General features: G+C 63.6%; 18 protein-coding genes. 7 read left to right on the top strand and 11 right to left on the bottom strand.

The features are described from left to right. Positions 1–9: 9 nt before the first annotated feature. The gene (locus MAXJ12_RS19850; RefSeq protein WP_008837757.1) at positions 10–660 is read right to left on the bottom strand and encodes a TetR/AcrR family transcriptional regulator; all 651 of its coding nucleotides are present in this window, start codon (positions 658–660) and stop codon (positions 10–12) included. A 77-nt stretch (positions 661–737) separates the two neighbouring features. Here MAXJ12_RS19850 and MAXJ12_RS19845 point away from each other — a divergent pair, with 77 nt between their 5' ends. Then, positions 738–1,505, top strand: coding sequence for an SDR family NAD(P)-dependent oxidoreductase (locus tag MAXJ12_RS19845; protein WP_008837756.1), 768 nt, complete (start codon positions 738–740; stop codon positions 1,503–1,505). Positions 1,506–1,541: 36 nt separating this feature from the next. On the opposite strand, the gene MAXJ12_RS19840 is transcribed toward MAXJ12_RS19845, so the two are convergent. Next, complete coding sequence (locus MAXJ12_RS19840) at positions 1,542–3,491, bottom strand: hypothetical protein (RefSeq protein ID WP_008837755.1); 1,950 nt, start codon at positions 3,489–3,491, stop codon at positions 1,542–1,544. Then, positions 3,488–5,017 carry a bifunctional ADP-dependent NAD(P)H-hydrate dehydratase/NAD(P)H-hydrate epimerase gene (locus MAXJ12_RS19835; RefSeq protein ID WP_008837754.1) on the bottom strand — a complete coding sequence of 510 codons (1,530 nt, stop codon included), beginning with the start codon at positions 5,015–5,017 and terminating at the stop codon, positions 3,488–3,490. Before MAXJ12_RS19835 ends, MAXJ12_RS19840 begins: the two co-directional genes overlap by 4 nt. Before the next feature lie 331 nt (positions 5,018–5,348). On the opposite strand from MAXJ12_RS19835, the gene MAXJ12_RS19830 reads away from it, so the two are divergent. Together MAXJ12_RS19830 and glnA are read left to right on the top strand one after the other, a co-directional pair. Next, a complete protein-coding gene (locus MAXJ12_RS19830; RefSeq protein ID WP_008837753.1) occupies positions 5,349–5,687 on the top strand; it encodes a P-II family nitrogen regulator in 339 nt (112 codons plus the stop codon). A gap of 52 nt (positions 5,688–5,739) precedes the next feature. Beyond that, on the top strand, positions 5,740–7,149 hold the full coding sequence (glnA, locus tag MAXJ12_RS19825; protein ID WP_008837752.1) for a type I glutamate--ammonia ligase: 1,410 nt from the start codon (positions 5,740–5,742) through the stop codon (positions 7,147–7,149). A 71-nt stretch (positions 7,150–7,220) separates the two neighbouring features. On the opposite strand, the gene MAXJ12_RS19820 is transcribed toward glnA, so the two are convergent. Beyond that, complete coding sequence (locus tag MAXJ12_RS19820) at positions 7,221–7,886, bottom strand: hypothetical protein (protein WP_008837751.1); 666 nt, start codon at positions 7,884–7,886, stop codon at positions 7,221–7,223. A 164-nt stretch (positions 7,887–8,050) separates the two neighbouring features. Between MAXJ12_RS19820 and MAXJ12_RS19815 the strand changes: the two genes are divergently transcribed. The 3 genes from MAXJ12_RS19815 (at position 8,051) to MAXJ12_RS19805 (ending at position 10,567) form a co-directional block, all read left to right on the top strand. Further along, positions 8,051–8,314 carry a DUF4212 domain-containing protein gene (locus MAXJ12_RS19815; RefSeq protein WP_008837750.1) on the top strand — a complete coding sequence of 88 codons (264 nt, stop codon included), beginning with the start codon at positions 8,051–8,053 and terminating at the stop codon, positions 8,312–8,314. Between the two features lie 12 nt (positions 8,315–8,326). Next, entirely contained in the window at positions 8,327–10,144 is a 1,818-nt protein-coding gene (locus MAXJ12_RS19810) for a sodium:solute symporter family protein (protein WP_008837749.1), read from the top strand. 66 nt (positions 10,145–10,210) lie between these two features. After that, complete coding sequence (locus tag MAXJ12_RS19805; protein WP_008837748.1) at positions 10,211–10,567, top strand: YggT family protein; 357 nt, start codon at positions 10,211–10,213, stop codon at positions 10,565–10,567. 20 nt (positions 10,568–10,587) lie between these two features. On the opposite strand, the gene MAXJ12_RS19800 is transcribed toward MAXJ12_RS19805, so the two are convergent. From MAXJ12_RS19800 to MAXJ12_RS19780, 5 genes are all read right to left on the bottom strand, one after another. Beyond that, positions 10,588–11,379 carry an ATP12 family chaperone protein gene (locus MAXJ12_RS19800; protein ID WP_008837747.1) on the bottom strand — a complete coding sequence of 264 codons (792 nt, stop codon included), beginning with the start codon at positions 11,377–11,379 and terminating at the stop codon, positions 10,588–10,590. A 7-nt stretch (positions 11,380–11,386) separates the two neighbouring features. Continuing rightward, a complete protein-coding gene (locus MAXJ12_RS19795; protein WP_008837746.1) occupies positions 11,387–12,301 on the bottom strand; it encodes a DMT family transporter in 915 nt (304 codons plus the stop codon). Continuing rightward, positions 12,298–13,284, bottom strand: coding sequence for an RluA family pseudouridine synthase (locus MAXJ12_RS19790; protein ID WP_008837745.1), 987 nt, complete (start codon positions 13,282–13,284; stop codon positions 12,298–12,300). The genes MAXJ12_RS19795 and MAXJ12_RS19790 overlap by 4 nt, the downstream gene beginning before the upstream one ends. Positions 13,285–13,319: 35 nt before the next feature. Further along, on the bottom strand, positions 13,320–13,700 hold the full coding sequence (crcB, locus tag MAXJ12_RS19785; RefSeq protein ID WP_008837744.1) for a fluoride efflux transporter CrcB: 381 nt from the start codon (positions 13,698–13,700) through the stop codon (positions 13,320–13,322). A 117-nt stretch (positions 13,701–13,817) separates the two neighbouring features. Then, positions 13,818–14,126: a DUF1236 domain-containing protein gene (locus MAXJ12_RS19780; protein ID WP_008837743.1), complete on the bottom strand. Its 309-nt coding sequence runs from the start codon at positions 14,124–14,126 to the stop codon at positions 13,818–13,820. 200 nt (positions 14,127–14,326) lie between these two features. Between MAXJ12_RS19780 and MAXJ12_RS19775 the strand changes: the two genes are divergently transcribed. Beyond that, on the top strand, positions 14,327–14,605 hold the full coding sequence (locus MAXJ12_RS19775) for a PilZ domain-containing protein (RefSeq protein ID WP_008837742.1): 279 nt from the start codon (positions 14,327–14,329) through the stop codon (positions 14,603–14,605). A gap of 40 nt (positions 14,606–14,645) precedes the next feature. On the opposite strand, the gene MAXJ12_RS19770 is transcribed toward MAXJ12_RS19775, so the two are convergent. Then, positions 14,646–15,965: a replication-associated recombination protein A gene (locus MAXJ12_RS19770; RefSeq protein ID WP_008837741.1), complete on the bottom strand. Its 1,320-nt coding sequence runs from the start codon at positions 15,963–15,965 to the stop codon at positions 14,646–14,648. Between the two features lie 7 nt (positions 15,966–15,972). Continuing rightward, positions 15,973–17,526 carry a DegQ family serine endoprotease gene (locus MAXJ12_RS19765; protein WP_008837740.1) on the bottom strand — a complete coding sequence of 518 codons (1,554 nt, stop codon included), beginning with the start codon at positions 17,524–17,526 and terminating at the stop codon, positions 15,973–15,975. Between the last annotated feature and the right edge of the window lie 80 nt (positions 17,527–17,606).

The raw sequence follows: 17,606 nt of genomic DNA, 5'->3' as shown, positions 1-17,606 counted from the left end.
GCCGCCGGCCTACCCCCCTACTCGCGCTGACGATTCCGCCGTCAGCGCATCCCAGGCGGCCATTGCGCCATCGGCCGCCGCAAGCAGCCTGGCGTGCGAAGCGCCGTCACGCGCCTGGATCGACATGCCCTGCTGGACCGTCACGTAGAACACCGCGATCGCCTCGCAATCGATGCCCGCCGGCAACTCCCCTTCCCGCACCGCGGCTTCCAATCGCGTCCTCAGTTCGGCGACGTTCGCCTCCCGCCTTTGCCGCAGATCCTCGCAGATGGCGGCGTTGTTGCCGTTGGCGTTGAGCGCGCCGAGCACGATCAGGCAGCCCGGCGGATCGCCGGCGCGCGAAAAGGCGGCCGCGGATTCGCGCAAAAAGCCCTCCACCGCCTGCCTTGCCGTGGCCGACTGGTGCAGGCTGCGCCAGATGTCGACGCCCTCGGTCTCGCTGTAGAGATCGGTCGCCTCGCGAAACAGCGCTTCCTTGCTGCCGAAGGCGGCGTAGAGGCTGGGCGGATTTATGCCCATGACCGCCGTAAGGTCCGCCAGCGAGGCGCCGTCGTAGCCTTTGGCCCAGAACAGCCGCATCGCCTGCCGCAGCGCCTCGGCGCGGTCGAAGCCGCGCGGCCGGCCTTTCGAGCTCGCCGAAATGTTTTCTGTCATGATCATTACATAAATCGCTTGACGGCGCACCGCAAGCCTGCCACCAATATGTGTATCGACTGTTACATAAATGGGTGAAAGCAATGCACGACAGCAATTCAGACAGAAATTCCGGCGAACTCCAGGGCAAGGCGGCGCTGGTGACCGGCGGCAGCCGCGGCATTGGCGCGGCGATCGCGCTCAGGCTGGCACGCGCCGGCGCGGACGTCGCGGTGACCTATGCGCGTTCGGCGGACAAGGCAGGCGCGGTGGTGAAAGAGATTGAAGCACTGGGCCGGCGCGGCTTCGCGATCAGGGCCGACAATCTCGATGCAGGCGCGGTCGAAGCGGCGGTCGCGGCGGCCGTCCGCGAATTCGGACGTCTCGACATCCTGGTCAACAGCGCCGGCATCTACCACGCCGGCCCGATCGAGACGATGACGCTCGAAGCCCTCGACGAGACGATGGCCGTCAATTTCCGAGCACCCTTCGTCGCCTCCAAGGCGGCTGCGGCCGTGATGGGCGAAGGCGGCCGGATCATCTCGATCGGCAGCAATCTAGCCGAGCGCGTGTCTGCTCCCGGCCCCAGCCTCTATTCCGCCAGCAAGGCCGCCTTGGTCGGCCTGACCAAGGGCCTTGCGCGCGATCTCGGCCCGCGCGGCATCACCGTCAATGTCGTGCATCCCGGGTCCACCGACACCGATATGAACCCGGCCGACGGCGAATATGCCGACGCCCAGCGCAGCCTGATGGCGATCCCGCAATTCGGCGCGCCGGACGATGTTGCCGGGTTGGTCACCTGGCTGGCTGGGCCGCAGGGCCGGTTCGTGACGGGCTCGGCCCTGACCATCGACGGCGGCGCAAATGCTTGATGTCAGATCACGAATGAAGTCAGCAGCACCGCACGCTCACCAAGGCGTGGTGTGGTTGTCGATGCGCATCTGGAAGATGAAATAGGTCGGCGAGCAGAAGCCGACGTCCTTGATCTTGGCGAGGCCCGGCGTGTCTGGCGGGAAAGCCTGGCACATATAGTCCTCCCGGCAAAAGCTGTCGGCCGAGCAACTCGGCCGATTGCCGCGCACCACGGCCCCGCCGAGGCACTGGTCGAAATTGTTGGTGGCCACGCAGACGTCGAACGCCTTGCCGCCGGCAAGCCCGCAGATCTCGCGCGGCATCGGCTTGCCCGGCTTGACGCCGGCGAAACTCCGGTCCTTGTCGTTGCAGCCGCGATAGGCGATTCCAGCCGGCACGCCGATCTTCGGCGGCCGGCAATTGTAGGTCTCGCGGTTGATCGCCGGGGCGAAAGCCGCGAACTGCCCGGTGATCCTGTAGCGATCGTTGAACGGCTGGGCGGCATTGGTCGCTATCGCGCCGGTCAGGCAGGGATGGCCGGAAAACATCTCCGCGCTATCTCTCGGCAGCAGGCACTGCGCGAGTTTCATCCGAGTGCCCGATGCGCTCGCGATAGGCGTGCAGACCGTGCCGCCGGCGCATCCCCAGCCTTCGCCGAAATGCGCTGCATCCTCAGGCATCATGCACGGCATTCCCGCCTGCGCCTCGGCATAATCCACGCCGTCGTCCGTCCATTTTGCTGGCGGCGCGGAAGACAGCGGCCGGAAGCGGTCGGGCTCGCGGTCGCCGGCGACCGCACCGACATAGGCCTCGCGACGCGCCAGTTCGGCGTGGAGATGCTGCGAGATGCCGACCTGCAGGCGGTTCAGCGGCGAGGTCGCCTTGTCGTCAAGGCCGATGAAATGAAAGCCGGCCGTCGATCCCGCCTGGTGGCAGCCCTGGCACGAGCCGTTGTCCAGCCGCTCGATCAGCGCCTCGGCGGAGCGCATGAGACGCATGCCGGAGAAGTCGAGTCCCGAAAACTCTTCCGGCTGGAACAGCGGCGCGAACGGGTGGTTCGCCTGGCGCACGCTGCCGAAAGTAGAGAAGGAAACGACCTTGCGGGCCAGGAACTCGTCTGGGATGCGATAGACACCCGCATCGATCGCCGCTGCATTTTCAATGACATAGCCAGCGAGTTTCGCCTTAAGCGTCGCGTCGCTTGTCAGTCTTGCCGCGTCGGGCGTGTTTTCCAGCGGCAGTTCGGTCACGGTCGCGCCATCAATGCCGAAAATCCGCATCAAATAGGCCGCCTGCCCGCCGAATTCGGTCTCCTGGCCGGACGGAAAGCGCACCACCTGCGCGTTGAGTTCGAGTTGGCGGAAGACGAGTTCCGAAGGATCGAGTGGCCCTCCGGCCAGCCAGCCGGCGTCGGCGGTCTCGTCGATCCCGGGCGTCCAGCGCAGCGCCACGCCGGTGCAGCCGCCATCGGCATCGGGCAGCACTGAATGCACGGCGTTGAAATTGAAGGGCATGCGCGAGGAAAGCTGCTTGCCCTTGCCGTTCTTGCGAAAACTGTAAGCCAGCCGATAGACGAACCTGATGTCACCGCAATCGGCCCTGCCGCGCAGCGCCGAAAAATCGCGGCGGTCGAGGCGGTTGACGATCCCCACCAACCGGAAGCGCGCGGCGTCCGTCTTCAACCAGCGCATATCCATGATGCGCCCGACATTGCCGTCGGTCACCTCATAGAGCGTTCGTCCGCCGGCTTTCATCTCGTCCCGCAGCGCCGCGACATCGGCGCCGATCATGTCGACTACGACGCGATAGGCCGGCGCGTCGCGGTAGAGCGTTTCGAGATCGCCCGCACCTTCGACATCGAACAGGCCGGCAAAGCCGTAGCCGCGCTGCTCCAGTGCGGAGAGAATGGCGGGATCTTCGACCATGAGGACCGGACCTTCGGCATGCGCTGCCGTCGCCGCAAGAACCGCGAAGAGCGCTAAAAGCCGCCTCAACCACCGGATCATGCCAGTCCCCCCGAACCGTCCGAATGCTCGGCTACAAGATCGCGGAGCACGGGAAGAAGCGCAAGCGGCAGGTCTTCGGCGATCAGGCCTGGCCCGAAACGCCGCGCCGCCTCGGCGTGCATCCAGACGGCTGCGCAGGCCGCTTCGAAAGCTGGCATGCCTTGCGCCAGAAGCGCGGCCACGATCCCCGACAGCACGTCGCCCGATCCGGCGGTGGCCAGCAGGGGCGTTCCGTTGCTGTTGATCGCCGCCCGCCCGTCCGGCGAGGCGATCACCGTGTCCGGCCCCTTGTACACGACGACGCCGTGCAAGCGCGCCGCCGCCTGCCGCGCCTTGTCGAGTTTCGACAGGGCGTCGTCCCCGGCGATACCGGGAAAGAGGCGCGCGAACTCGCCCACATGCGGCGTCAGCACGAGCGTTGCGGCACTCTCGACGCCCGCAGTTATGAAGAGCGAAGCGGGCGTATCCTCAAAGGAGGTGATGCCGTCGGCGTCCAGCACGAGCGAAGTCTCCGAGCCGGCTGTCTCCAGGATCGCGAAAACGAGTTCCCTCAGGGCTTCGCCGACGCCGAAGCCGGGTCCCAGCACGAATGCCGATGGTTTGCGGTCGGCGATGAAGGCGCGCGCATCGTCGGCGTCGTCGACACGCCTCAGCATGACGGAGGTCAGATGCACGGCGTTGACGGCCAACGCGTTGCCGGGCGACAGCAGGGTAACGGCCCCCGCCCCACCCCGCGCCGCGGCAAGTGCCGAGAGCCGCGCGGCGCCGGTCGAGGCCGCCCCGCCTGAAAAGACGGCGACGTGCCCGCGCCGGTATTTATGCGTGTCCGCCGCCGGCGTCGGAAATGAACCGCGCCACAGCGCGGGACCGTTCTCAAAACATTTCGATCCGATCGCGGCGACGGTGTCTGCTCCGATCCCGATATCCGCAACGACAAGCTCGCCGCAGGCATCTCGGCCGGGATGCAGGAGATGACCCGGCTTCTTGCGCGCGAAGGTGACGGTGACAGCGGCCCGGAACGCCTCCTTACCGACCGGGTGACCGGTTTCGCCAGAAATGCCCGACGGAAGATCGACTGCAACGACCGATATCCTCGCATCGCGGCATTTCTCGATCGCCGAAACCGCATTCGGCGAAAGCGGCTTCGACAGCCCTGCCCCATAGAGCGCATCTATGACTATATCGCCGCGTTCGGGCATGAAGCCGGAAATCGGCTGCGCCTCGATTGTGCATTCGGCCGCCGCCTGCGCCGCGTCGCTGCCGGCTTTCGGCCGGCCCTCGGCCCAGACCGAAGCGCGAACTCCTGCGTCGGCGAGAAGCCTGGCCACGACATAGCCGTCGCCGCCATTGTTGCCCGGCCCGCACAGCACATGAACACGGATCGCCGCCGGCCAGCGCCGCAGCACCTCCGCCGCAACCGCCGCACCGGCATTGCGCATGAGCTGGATACCGGTGAACGGCCCGGCGGCGATTGCCAGCCGGTCCGCCTCGGCCATTTCACGCGGCGTCAGGATTTCATTCGACATTGCCGACAGGCGCTCCACCTGCCGCAACGGGTAGCACATGAGAGGCGGCGCCTGAATAGGCGCGCCACCGAGCGACGCACGCGGTGATCGCGATGCCTGTTTTTTAGGCTCCGTGCCCAATATTTGACCTGCCGAAAAATTCATCACCGGTATCGCCTGCCGTCAACTTTGATTGAGACCCGGGCAATCGCGCCCCACACGCAAATTTTCGCGCATGGTTCCCGTCCGACGCTCATTAGTTGCAGCGGAGCGGGATTGGCATGGATCGTGCTTTTAGAGGCGCAAGCGGGGCGACAGCCCGTATTTGCCCTAGCGGAGGCCTACAACGTTCATGAAAAAGATCGAAGCGATCATCAAACCGTTCAAACTCGACGAAGTGAAGGAGGCTTTGCAGGAGGCAGGGCTGCAAGGCATCACCGTCACCGAGGCGAAAGGCTTTGGCCGCCAGAAGGGCCACACCGAGCTATACCGCGGCGCTGAATATGTCGTCGATTTCCTCCCCAAGGTGAAGATCGAGGTGGTGCTGGGCGACGAATCCGTCGAAGGCGCCATCGAGGCCATCCGCAAGGCCGCGCAGACCGGCCGCATCGGCGACGGCAAGATTTTCGTCTCCAACATCGAGGAAGTCGTGCGCATCCGCACCGGCGAGACCGGCATCGACGCGATCTGATCGCACCGCCTCATCCATTTTCGTTTCAACGTCATCACACAGGAAACATGATATGACGACAGCCTCTGACATTTTGAAGCAGATCAAGGACAATGACGTAAAGTTCGTCGATCTGCGCTTTACCGATCCGAAGGGCAAGCTGCAGCACGTGACGATGGATGTCGTCGAGGTCGAAGAGGACATGTTCGCCGACGGCGTCATGTTCGACGGCTCGTCGATCGCCGGCTGGAAGGCCATCAACGAATCCGACATGGTTCTGATGCCCGATGCCGAAACGGCCCATATGGACCCGTTCTTCGCACAGTCGACCATGGTCATCCTGTGCGACATCCTCGATCCGGTCTCGGGCGAAGCCTACAACCGCGACCCGCGCGGCACTGCCAAGAAGGCCGAAGCCTACATGAAGGCCGAAGGCATCGGCGACACCATCTATGTCGGCCCGGAAGCCGAGTTCTTCGTGTTCGACGACGTGAAGTACAAGGCCGATCCCTACAACACGGGCTTCAAACTCGATTCGACCGAACTGCCGTCCAATGACGACACCGACTACGAGACCGGCAATCTCGGCCACCGCCCGCGTATCAAGGGCGGCTACTTCCCGGTTCCGCCGGTCGATTCGGCCCATGACATGCGCTCGGAAATGCTGACCGTACTGACCGAGATGGGCGTGCGCGTCGAGAAGCACCACCACGAAGTGGCGGCCGCCCAGCACGAGCTCGGCATCAAGTTCGACACGCTGGTCCGCAACGCCGACAAGATGCTGATCTACAAATATGTCGTGCACCAGGTCGCCAACGCCTACGGCAAGACGGCAACCTTCATGCCGAAGCCTGTCTTCGGCGACAATGGCTCGGGCATGCACGTCCACCAGTCGATCTGGAAGGAAGGCAAGCCGACTTTCGCCGGCAATGAATATGCCGGGCTGTCGGAGACCTGCCTCTACTACATCGGCGGCATCATCAAGCACGCCAAGGCGATCAACGCCTTCACCAACCCGCTGACCAACTCCTACAAGCGGCTTGTGCCGGGCTACGAGGCTCCCGTGCTGCTCGCCTATTCGGCGCGCAACCGCTCGGCTTCCTGCCGCATTCCGTTCGGCTCTTCGCCGAAGTCGAAGCGCGTCGAGGTCCGCTTCCCCGATCCGGGCGCGAACCCCTATCTCGCCTTCGCCGCAATGCTGATGGCCGGCCTCGACGGCATCAAGAACAAGATCCACCCCGGCCAGCCGATGGACAAGGATCTCTACGACCTGCCGCCGAAGGAGCTGAAGAAGATCCCGACCGTCTGCGGTTCGCTGCGCGAAGCGCTGCAGAGCCTCGACAAGGACCGCGGCTTCCTGAAGGCCGGCGGGGTCTTCGACGACGACCAGATCGACAGCTATATCGAGCTGAAGATGGCCGAGGTGATGCGCTTCGAAATGACCCCGCATCCAGTCGAATACGACATGTACTATTCGGTCTGATCCTGCGGATCAGCGATACGAAAACCCCGGCCGCGAGCCGGGGTTTTCAATTCAGTATCCGCGCCTTCCGGTCAGCCGGAATTCGACGTCCAGTCGGCGGCGACGGCGGCGGGGTCGAGTCGTTTGCGAAAATCCTCTCGTATTTCATTCCAGGCGAAACGGATCGAATTCTCGACGATCTCGCGGTCGTACTTCTTGTATTCGTCGGAAATCGGCGCCCATTTTACCAAGGCCTTCGGACTTTCGGTGAAAGCGCTTGCGCCGGCGGCCACGTTCTCCCAGGACGTATCGTCCAGCCGCCTCTCGAAAGCCGCCAGCCACAAAGCCGGCGCCGCCCGGTCGGGAGCCTGTTCGGCATTTTCCGCAATGCCGAACTTATAGCATTCCACCGCCATTCGCCTAAGCTCCGAAGGGCCGAGCGCGGAGCCCGCGCCCACATGGGCTACCACATGAATGGTCAGGTCCGACAGCGACGCAGCGAACACATGCATGGTGGCGATGTGGATCGATCTCGCGAACAGCTCATCCTTGAACATCCTGGGATAGCTGGTCCCCATTCGCTCCTTCAGATAGCCATAGAGCTTTTTTTGCGTGATCAGAGCCGCCCGCGTCGCGGCGAAGGCGCATAGTCTGTCAACGGTCGCGATCGGCGCGTTGTCGCGGCGCACCGATAGCTTGGAGGCTACCTCCGCGAACCAGCTTGCCGCGTCTGAAATCTGTCTTGCCAGCGGTTTCATGCTGCTCCATTGGCCATTTGCCGCGCCTGTGGGAATGCTACGATAGAATAATTTCCGCAGCCTCATTCTCTCTGTAATCATCTAGGGCGTGCCGATTCTTTTTTCGGAATCACGATTCGATGATGCAGGCATCCCGCCGGCATTTTAATGGGGGAGGAAATTCAATGTCCAGCACCGCCGCCGCTGGCTCCAGGGACCGTCATTGGGAGAAGACCAGAAACCTCAACACGATCATCATGATCCTTTGGGTGATCTTCGCCATCATCATTCCCTGGATGGCCAGTTCATTGAACTCCATAACATTCATGGGCTTTCCGTTGGGCTACTACATGTGCGTCCAAGGTTCGCTCATCGCCTTCGTCGCAATGATCTGGATCCAGAACTGGCGCCAGGATCAGATTGACGACGAATTCGGCGTCGGCGACTGAGGGGGACCGGCAATGGCTATCGAAACCACGGGCAGAGCCCGCTTTATCGACAATCTCGGCAGGGTCTACGCGCTTTATACGCTCGGCTTCCTTGCCTTCTTCGCCTTCATGGCTGTCCTCGAGCAGTTGGGCATGGGTGCCCAGGCGATCGGCATCGGCTTCCTGATGTTCACGATCGCTATCTACGCGGTCATCGGCTGGCTTTCGCGCACGGCGGAAGTCGACGCCTACTACGTGGCGGGACGTGAAGTTCCGGCGCTCTACAACGGAATGGCCACCGCTGCGGACTGGATGTCCGGCGCGTCATTTGTCGCGCTGGCCGGCGGCGTCTATTTCGGCGGGTATCCCTATCTGGGCTTCATCGTCGGCTGGACCGGCGGCTATGTGCTCGTCAATTCATTGCTGGCGCCGTATCTGCGCAAGTTCGGCTGCTACACCGTGCCGGACTTTATCGGAACCCGTTACGGCGGCAACACGGCGCGCCTTTGCGCCGTCATCATTCTGGTCGTCGCGTCGTTCACTTATGTGACGGCGCAGATCGACGCCACCGGAACGATCGCGGCCCAGACGCTCGGCATTCCCTACGAGCTCGGCGTCTGGTTCGGACTGCTAGGCATCTTCATCTGCTCCATGCTGGGCGGCATGCGCGGCGTGACCTGGACCCAGGTGGCGCAGTACATCGTCCTGATCATCGCTTATCTGGTGCCGATCATCTGGATGTCCAACAAGCAGGGGTTCGGCATTATTCCGCACTTCTCCTACGGCGAAGCTCTCGGACGCATCGCCGAACTTGAGGCGTTGTACGGGCTGAAGCCGGCTCTCGAAGCTATTCCGGGCGTTTCCGTCCTGGTCAATCCGCAAAACGCGCCTGAAGGCAAGGGATGGGCCATGGTGTCGCTCGCCATCTGCATGATGGCCGGCACAGCGTCGCTGCCGCACATACTGATGCGTTACTTCACCACGCCTTCGGTCCGTTCGGCACGCCGTTCGGTCGGCTGGTCGCTGACGTTCATCTTCCTGCTGTACTTCTCGGCGCCGGCGCTCGCCACGCTGACGAAGCTGCAGCTGCTCGATCCCAACCTGGCGACGTCGGTTATCGGCAAGGCCGTCGAGGACGTGACGAACCTCGAATGGGTGAAACACTGGAGTGCTGTCGGCATGCTCGCCGTGGCCGATCAGAACGGCGATGGAATCGTGCAGTTGAACGAGTTCTTCATGCGGCCCGACATCGTCGTGCTCGCCACACCGGAAATCGCGGGCCTTCCCTATGTGATTTCCGGCCTGGTGGCTGCGGGCGGTCTCGCAGCCGCCATGTCGACCGCTGACGGGCTCCTGCTCGCCATCGCCAATGCCCTGTCGCATGATCTCTACTACAAGATCATCGATCCGAACGCGGATACCAGGCGCCGTCTGACCGTCGCGCGTGTGCTTCTGCTCTTCATAGGCGCTGGTGGCGCGCTCGTGGCGTCGCTCAAGTTGACCGGCATCCTGGGCGCGGTTGCCTGGGCGTTCGACTTCGCCTGTTCCGGCCTGTTCTTCCCGCTCGTTCTCGGCGTGTGGTGGAAACGGGCGAATACGGCGGGAGCCATCGCGGGCATGGTCGGCGGCTTCGTCGCCGGCTCCTGGTACCTCTATATGGTGTACAACGGCCTTATGGATCCCTGGTGGGGCATCGACCACATCCGCTTCGGCATCATTGGCATGCCTGTCAGCCTGGTCGCCATGGTCGTCGTCAGCCTGTTGACCCCTGCTCCAAGCCAGGAAATTCAGGATATGGTGGACGAAGTCCGCATACCGACTGGCAAACCGATCCTTGCCGCCGGCCACTGATCGGCGCTAGAGAAATGAAGAGGGCGGGACCTGGTCCCGCCCCCTTTTCTTTGAGAGGTATGCTCCTTGGAAGACCTGATTTTCATCCACCCGCTCTGGGTGATCGTGATCGACTATATCCTTGGCCTGATCATGTGGACCCTGATCGGCCGCGCGGCGATGAACATCTTCCTTCCGGAAAACTCCGAATTCTTCTTCATGCGCTTTTTCGTACTCGCGACAGACCCGATCTTGCGCGTCTTCAGGCCGATCACGCCTGGTTTTCTGATCGACCCGCTGGTGCCGATGTTCGTCGCGTGGTTCTTCTTCCTGTTCCGCTTCTACGTGATGCCGTGGCTGCTCGGCTATGACGTCATGGGCATGCTGTCGTTTCCGCTCGAGAGCGACATCGCGCATGTGCTCTATCAGATGTTCGGAGGCTGACGACAGCCGGCGCCGACCGATCAGCCGTCGAGCGCTTCCAGCAATTGCGCCGCGGCCATCATGTCGCGCTTGCGGTGGGCGCGACGCGCCATCGCCTCGGAATCCTGGCCCCATTGCTCCGCCTGCCAGTCCTCGTCGACATGGGCGGCCGACCATGCCGTTTCGGCGTCGATTTCGCCGGCTTCGACCGCGATCGCCAGAAGCGCCGAGCCTGTCAGCGAGGTCATGAGGTGCAGCGCGGCGAGCCGAAGCGGATCCTGGCGCAGCGCAAGATGTTCGCCGACGGCGTCCAAGGCCCGGCGCGGCTGTTCGACATGGATCACGCCTTCCGCAAGCAGGAGCCGCGCCCCGAGCGCCCGCTGCGCCCAGTCGAGAACCGGATCCCATGCCTTGGCCTGTCGTTCCACAAGGCCGACTGGCGCATCGGCCCGATAGCACAGCAGATCGGATGAGGCGAAGCGCGCGACATCGTCGCGCACGGCTGCCGGATCGGCCGCGACACCGTCGATCGCCGTATTGACGAGGCGATAGACCGGCATGGTCGACGGATCGATCTTTTCGCCCTGCGCGGCGAACTCTTCCGCCACCAGCGCGGCCGCCGCCTCAGTGGGCAGTGCCAGCACGGCCTTGCCCGGCGTTCGCACCGGCCGACCGTCGAGATAGACGCCAAATCCCTCGCCCGCCGGCGCGACCGAAACTTCATTGTAGAAGCGCTTCGGCAATTGCGTCTTCATCTGACTCTGCGCTCGCCGGATCGGGTCCGGGTCGGACAGGTATTTCTGAGCGTCGAGATCGTTCAGCAAATCGCGCATTGTAGCCTCATGAAATCCGGCGCGGCGGGCGGTTGACGATGACCAGCCCAGTGGCGATCAGGCCAAGGGCGGCGAATATTTTGATGCTCAGCGGTTCGCCAAGCAGCAGCCCGCCGCACAGGACGCCGAAGGCCGGCGTCAGGAAGGCGAAGCTCGACAGTCCGGCGGCGGGGTAGCGCCGCATCAGCCAGAACCACAGAATATAGGTGAAGGCGACGATATAGACAGCCTGGAACAGCAGCGCGCCGGTAGCGAGCGGCGAGATTTCTCGCAGGGCCGGGCCGGCCAGCGGCAAAAGCGGCAAAGTCATAACCGCGGAGACCGCCAGTTGGTAGAGGAGCAGCTTTTCGGCGCTGGTCCCGGCAAGTTTGCTTTTCTTGATGACCAGCGTGGTCGCGGCCCACAGAACCCCCGCCCCCAGGCTCATAATGTCGCCGGTGATCGCCTCCGGGCCAGGCAGGCTGAGCTTGTCGGAAAACACCAGCACGACGCCGGCGAAGGCCATGGCGAGACCGGCCCACTTGCGCAGCGTCATGTGTTCGCCAAGCAGGAAATGCGCGCCCACAAGAACCCAGAACGGCATCGTGTTGACCATCAGCGCGCTGCGCGCGACGGTGGTGAATTCGAGGCCGACGAAAATCAGCACGAATTCGGCCCCGAAAAGCAGGCCGGCCAGCAGTCCGGGCCAAAGCGTGCCGTCGCTGTCGAACAGCCGGATGCCGCGATAACGGCACCACAGGAGCACGACAAGGCCGGCGAGCGCCGAGCGCACCACGGAGACGAAGATCGGACTAAAGCCGGCATAGGAGATCTTCGCTGCAACGCCGTTCAGCCCCCATGAAAAGGTCAGGCCGATCATGATCGCCGCCGCGGCCAGGTCGACCGCGTCGCGCCGGTCGAAAACGCCGGCAGCGCCGCTCAATTGTCCTCTCCGCCGCTCGCCTCGTCGAAGCCGATCAGGTTCCAGCTCTGGCGCATATGAGGCGGCATCGGCGCGGTGACGTCGATCACACCCTTGTCGGGATGCGGGATGCGGATGCGCCTTGCGTGGAGGTGCAGCCGGTTCTGCACGCCGCCGGGAAAATCCCAATTGGTATCGGCCTCGAAATATTTCGGATCACCTATGATCGGGCAGCCAATATGGGCGGCGTGGACGCGCAGCTGGTGCGTGCGGCCGGTATGCGGCTCCATTTCCAGCCACGACATGGTTTGCCCGGCCTGTTCTAGGATACGGTAATAAGAAACGGCATGGTCCGCGCCCTTTTCGCCGTGCTGCGCCACCCGCACGCGGTCGCCGTCCGGCGTCGGCTCCTTGATCAGCCAGGTCGAGATCTTGTCCTCGCGCTTTTTCGGCACGCCCTTGACCAGCGCCCAGTAGGTCTTCTTGGCGTCGCGCCCGCGGAACGCCTCGGCGAGCTTCATCGCCGCAAGCCGGGTGCGCGCAACGACCAGCACACCCGAAGTGTCGCGATCGAGCCGATGCACCAGCCGCGGCTTCTCGCCCTTGGAACTGCGCCAGGCCTCCAGCATGTCGTCGACATGGCGCACCACGCCCGAACCGCCCTGTACCGCAAGTCCCGCAGGCTTGTTGAAGACGAAGACCTTGGGATCCTCGTAGAGCAGCATTTGCGAAAGAACGTCGCCATCATCCTGGTTGCGCATGGTTTTCGCGGTCAGCGGGCCAGCGCCCTTTTGATCGACCCCAAGCGGCGGGATGCGGATCATCTGGCCCGGCTCGACGCGGGTGTCGGCCTTGGCGCGGCCGCCATCCACCCTGATCTGGCCGGAGCGCAGCAGCTTCTGCAGATGGCCGAACCCCAGACCGGGAAAATGTGTCTTGAACCAGCGGTCGAGCCGCATGCCCATCTCGCCGGCCTCGACCTTGATCTGCTCTACGCCTGCCATCGTGCCTTATCCATTTCCAATCGGGCGCAATAGCATCAGCCGAGGCTCCTTACGAGCCATAAACCCAAAAACAGAGCCAAGATGGCGCCGACAACGCTGACGAGCACATAACCAAGAGCGTAGAGCGCGGCTCCCCTCTCCCACAGCACCGCGACATCCAGGGAGAAGGCGGAGAATGTGGTGAAGCCGCCGAGAATTCCGGTGGCGACGAACAGGCGCAGTTCGTTCGACGCGCCGCCGAAACGTCGCGCCAGCACCTCGATGAAGATGCCCATGGCAAGTGATCCGGCGATGTTGATCGCCATGGTTCCCCAGGGAAAACCGGGGCCAAGCAGGCGGAGTGCTGCGAGATTGCCGAGGTGGCGAAGCGATGCCCCAACGGCGCCGCCGACCGCTACAAGGAGGAGATGATACATCGCCGTTTCCTGCCTGCGGCGGCAGGGTTCGTCAACCGATGTCTTGAAGGAGGCCCAAGCAAACCGCCGGACCTTTCGATCCGGCGGTTCATGGAAGCACCACGATAAGTGGAAGACTTACTCCATAACGTGGACGATCTTGCGCGTGTCCGGCTCGACCAGGACGGTCCTTCCGTCGACGACGACATATTGATAATTCACGTCCGGAACGTCGAGCGTATGCAGCTCGACCGTCTCTGGCAGCGTTGCGCCGACAGTGACTTCCACGTCCGCAGGCAGTTCGACGGGGTCGACCTTCTGCGTCGTGACATATTCGCGGATGACCGTCTCCTGCTCGGGAGCGATGACGACAGCCTGCGCGACGGCGAAACTCGCGCCGCCAAGCAGCAGAAGTCCGGCAACAGCGCTGGTAAGATGGACTTTCATGGTGATCTCCGTTCTCCATTGGAATCGAAAGCCGCTCCAAACCGACGAAACGCCAAGACGTTCCCTCGCGCCGTGAAATAAGCCTGCCGTGAAGTTTCCAGTGCATTGGACGATAAGCGCTTGACCCCGTTCCGCCGATTGGCTTTGCTTTATAAGCAGGTTCAAAGATACCGATCGCCGCCGCCCTTCCCGGAGCAGACATGCCCCCATCCCACCAACCGGAACGCCGCAGCCAACCGCGGCCCGCCGTTCAGAAGAACGCGTTCATCCTGGTCGGCGACAATACCGGCATCCCCTGCATCGTCCGCAATATTCATTCCGGCGGCGCGGAACTGAATGTCGCTGCCGAAACCGAACTGCCGGTCCGATTCCTGCTGCACGTGCCATCCGACGGGCTGGCCTACCGGATCGTGGTGTGCTGGCGAAAGAGCGAGCGCGTCGGCGTCGAATTCAAGAGTTCGGAACCCTGGCAGGAATAGGGGCGCGCTGCTTCCTCAGTTCCCGTGAAGCGATCGGCTGTCAACCACTGTCCTTTGATCGCTCGGCCCTGAGCTTCGTCCAGTATTCCAGCCGCTTCCTGATCTCGCGCTCGAAGCCGCGCTCGGGCGGGTCGTAGAACGTCTGGCGGCCCATCTTCTCGGGAAAATAGTCCTGGCCGGAAAAGGCTTCTGGCGTATCGTGGTCGTATTCGTAGCCCTTGCCGTAGCTCTCTTCCTTCATCAGCGTGGTCGGCGCGTTCAGAATGTGCTTGGGCGGCAGCAGCGATCCGTTCTCCTTGGCCGCGCGCATCGCGCCCTTGAAGGCGGTATAGACGGCGTTGGATTTGGGTGCGGTGGCGAGATAGACGGTCGCTTCCGCGAAGGCGAGTTCGCCCTCCGGCGAGCCGAGATAATCGTAGGCGTCCTTGGCCGCATTGGCGACGACCAGCGCCTGCGGATCGGCAAGGCCGATATCCTCCATCGCCATGCGCACCAGCCGGCGGCCGAGATAGAGCGGGTCCTCGCCGGCGTCGAACATGCGAGCCAGATAATAAAGCGCAGCGTCGGGGTCGGAGCCGCGCACCGATTTGTGCAGCGCCGAGATCAGATTGTAGTGGCCGTCCTGGCCCTTGTCGTAGATCGGCGCACGTCGCTGCACTATGCGCTGCAGGCCCTCGGCGTCGAACACCTCCTTGGACTTGGCGGCGCGCCAGACTTCTTCCGCCAATGTCAGCGCGGCGCGCCCGTCGCCGTCCGACATGCGCACGAGCACCGCCCTCGCCTCTTCGTCCAGCGGCAGCCTTTTGCCCTCGGTCTCCTCGGCTCGGGCGAGCAATCTTTCGATGCTGTCCTCGCCCAGCGAATGAAATACCAGAACCCGCGCCCGCGACAGCAGAGCCGCATTGAGCTCGAAGGACGGGTTTTCAGTGGTCGCGCCGACCAGGATTACGGTGCCGTCCTCCATGACGGGAAGGAAAGAATCCTGCTGGGCGCGGTTGAAGCGGTGGATCTCGTCGACGAAAAGCAGCGTCTGGCGGCCCTGCGAGCGGCGTAGCCGCGCCATCTCGAACATCTTCTTCAGATCGGCAACGCCCGAAAAGATCGCCGAAAGCTGCTCGAAGGCAAGGCCGGTCTCTCCGGCCAGCAGCCTGGCGACCGTGGTCTTTCCCGTTCCCGGCGGTCCCCAGAAGATCATGGAGCCTAGCGAGCCCGAGCGGATCATGCGCGTCAGCGCGCCGTCCTCGCCGGTCAGGTGCTCCTGGCCGACCACTTCGGCAAGGCTCGCCGGGCGCAGCCGGTCGGCCAGCGGCCTTCCGGGAGGCGCTTTTTCCGGCTCGTCGGCCTTGAACAGGTCAGCCATAGTCCACTCAATACCGCAGCATCTGGCGCAGCATTTGCCCGTCTCGCTCCACCGTGAAGCGCCACCAGCGCGTCTGCTGCCCGGCGACCGCCGCCAGCTTGTCGGGCGTGTCGATCAGTTCGCCATTGACCTCACGCACGATGTCGCGCGGCTGGAAGCCGAAGCTGGCCGCCGGCGAGTTGCGGTCCACGTCGAGGATGGTCACGCCCTTGGTGTCGGTCCTCAAACGAAGGCGCTGCGCCAGGCGCGGCGAAAGCTCGGCGACCTTCGCTCCCGAAAACGGGCTGCGTCCCTTGATCACGACTTCCTTGGCCGATGCGCCCTCCGGCGCCCGCTCGAGGCTGATCTCGACCGTCTTTTCCTCGTTCTGGCTGAGCACCTTCAGGCTGGCCTTGCCGCCGACGGGCTTTGTCGCCAGACGATAGCCCAGTGCATCCACATGTTCGATAGCGACATCGTTCATGGCGAGGATGACGTCGCCCGGCCTCAGGCCGGCCCGCGCCGCCGGCCCTTCCGGGTCGAGCGCCGCAACAAGCGCGCCGGAAGGACGCGCCATGCCGAGAGCATCGGCGATCTGCGCGGTGACCGGCTCGAAAGTCGCACCGATGAACGGGCGTTCGAAGAAGTCGCGACCCTGCTTGGCGGCCTCGGTCACGGCGCGAACGATATTGGAGGGAATGGCGAAGCCGATGCCGATCGAGCCACCGCTGCGGCTGTAGATTGCGGTGTTGATGCCGACGAGCTGGCCGGTCATGTTGATCAGCGGACCGCCGGAATTTCCAGGATTGATCGCCGCGTCGGTCTGGATGAAGAAGCCGAAGTCGCTGACGCCGATATGCGTGCGGGCGAGTGCAGAGACGATGCCGCTGGTGGTGGTCTGGCCGACGCCGAACGGGTTGCCCATCGCCAGGACGAGATCGCCCACCTCCAGCGCGTCGGAATCGCCGATCGGGATCACCGGAAACGGCTCGTTGCTCTCGATCTTGAGCACGCCGAGGTCGAGCGATTCGTCCTTGAGCAGCACCTTGCTCTCGAACTCGCGGCCGTCGGCGGTTGCAACCTTCACCGCGTCGGCATCGCGGATGACGTGATAATTGGTAATGACGATGCCGCTCGGATCGACGAGAACGCCCGAACCGAGCGCCGATTGCGCGCGCGGCGGCGCCTGGCGACCGAAGAAGCGCTCGAAAAACGGATCGCCCTCGAAAGGCGAGCGCAGGCGCGCCTGCTGCGAAGCATAGACATTGACGACCGCCGGAGCCGTCTCCTTGACCAGCGGTGCGAAGGAAAGCTGGATCTCCGTTCGCCCGAACGGCAGCCGCCGGCCCTGGGGTGCTGGCGGCGGCAGCGGCTCCTCGCCGCCGCTCAGAAGCTCGTTCAGCACGTCCTTGAGGCCGGGATCTTCCTTCTGCGCCGGCTTGGCCGCAGGCGCATTCTCGGCAGCGGGAGCATTCTGGGCTGCCGGAGCGTCCTGCGCGTCCGCCGGAAGCACAAAAAACGCCGGCGCGGATGCGAGCCAGGTGGCGATCAGGACATGCGGCAATCTAGTCGCAAAAGACATGCGAATCCTCCGAAGAATGGTTGCGCGCATTGTCGTGAAGATTGTGCGGAATGAAAGGCTTTGCGTGATCTTATAGCGCT

Source organism: Mesorhizobium alhagi CCNWXJ12-2 (assembly GCF_000236565.1).
Classification (GTDB): Bacteria; Pseudomonadota; Alphaproteobacteria; order Rhizobiales; family Rhizobiaceae; genus Allomesorhizobium; species Allomesorhizobium alhagi.
This window is presented reverse-complemented; position numbering and strand designations above follow the sequence as displayed.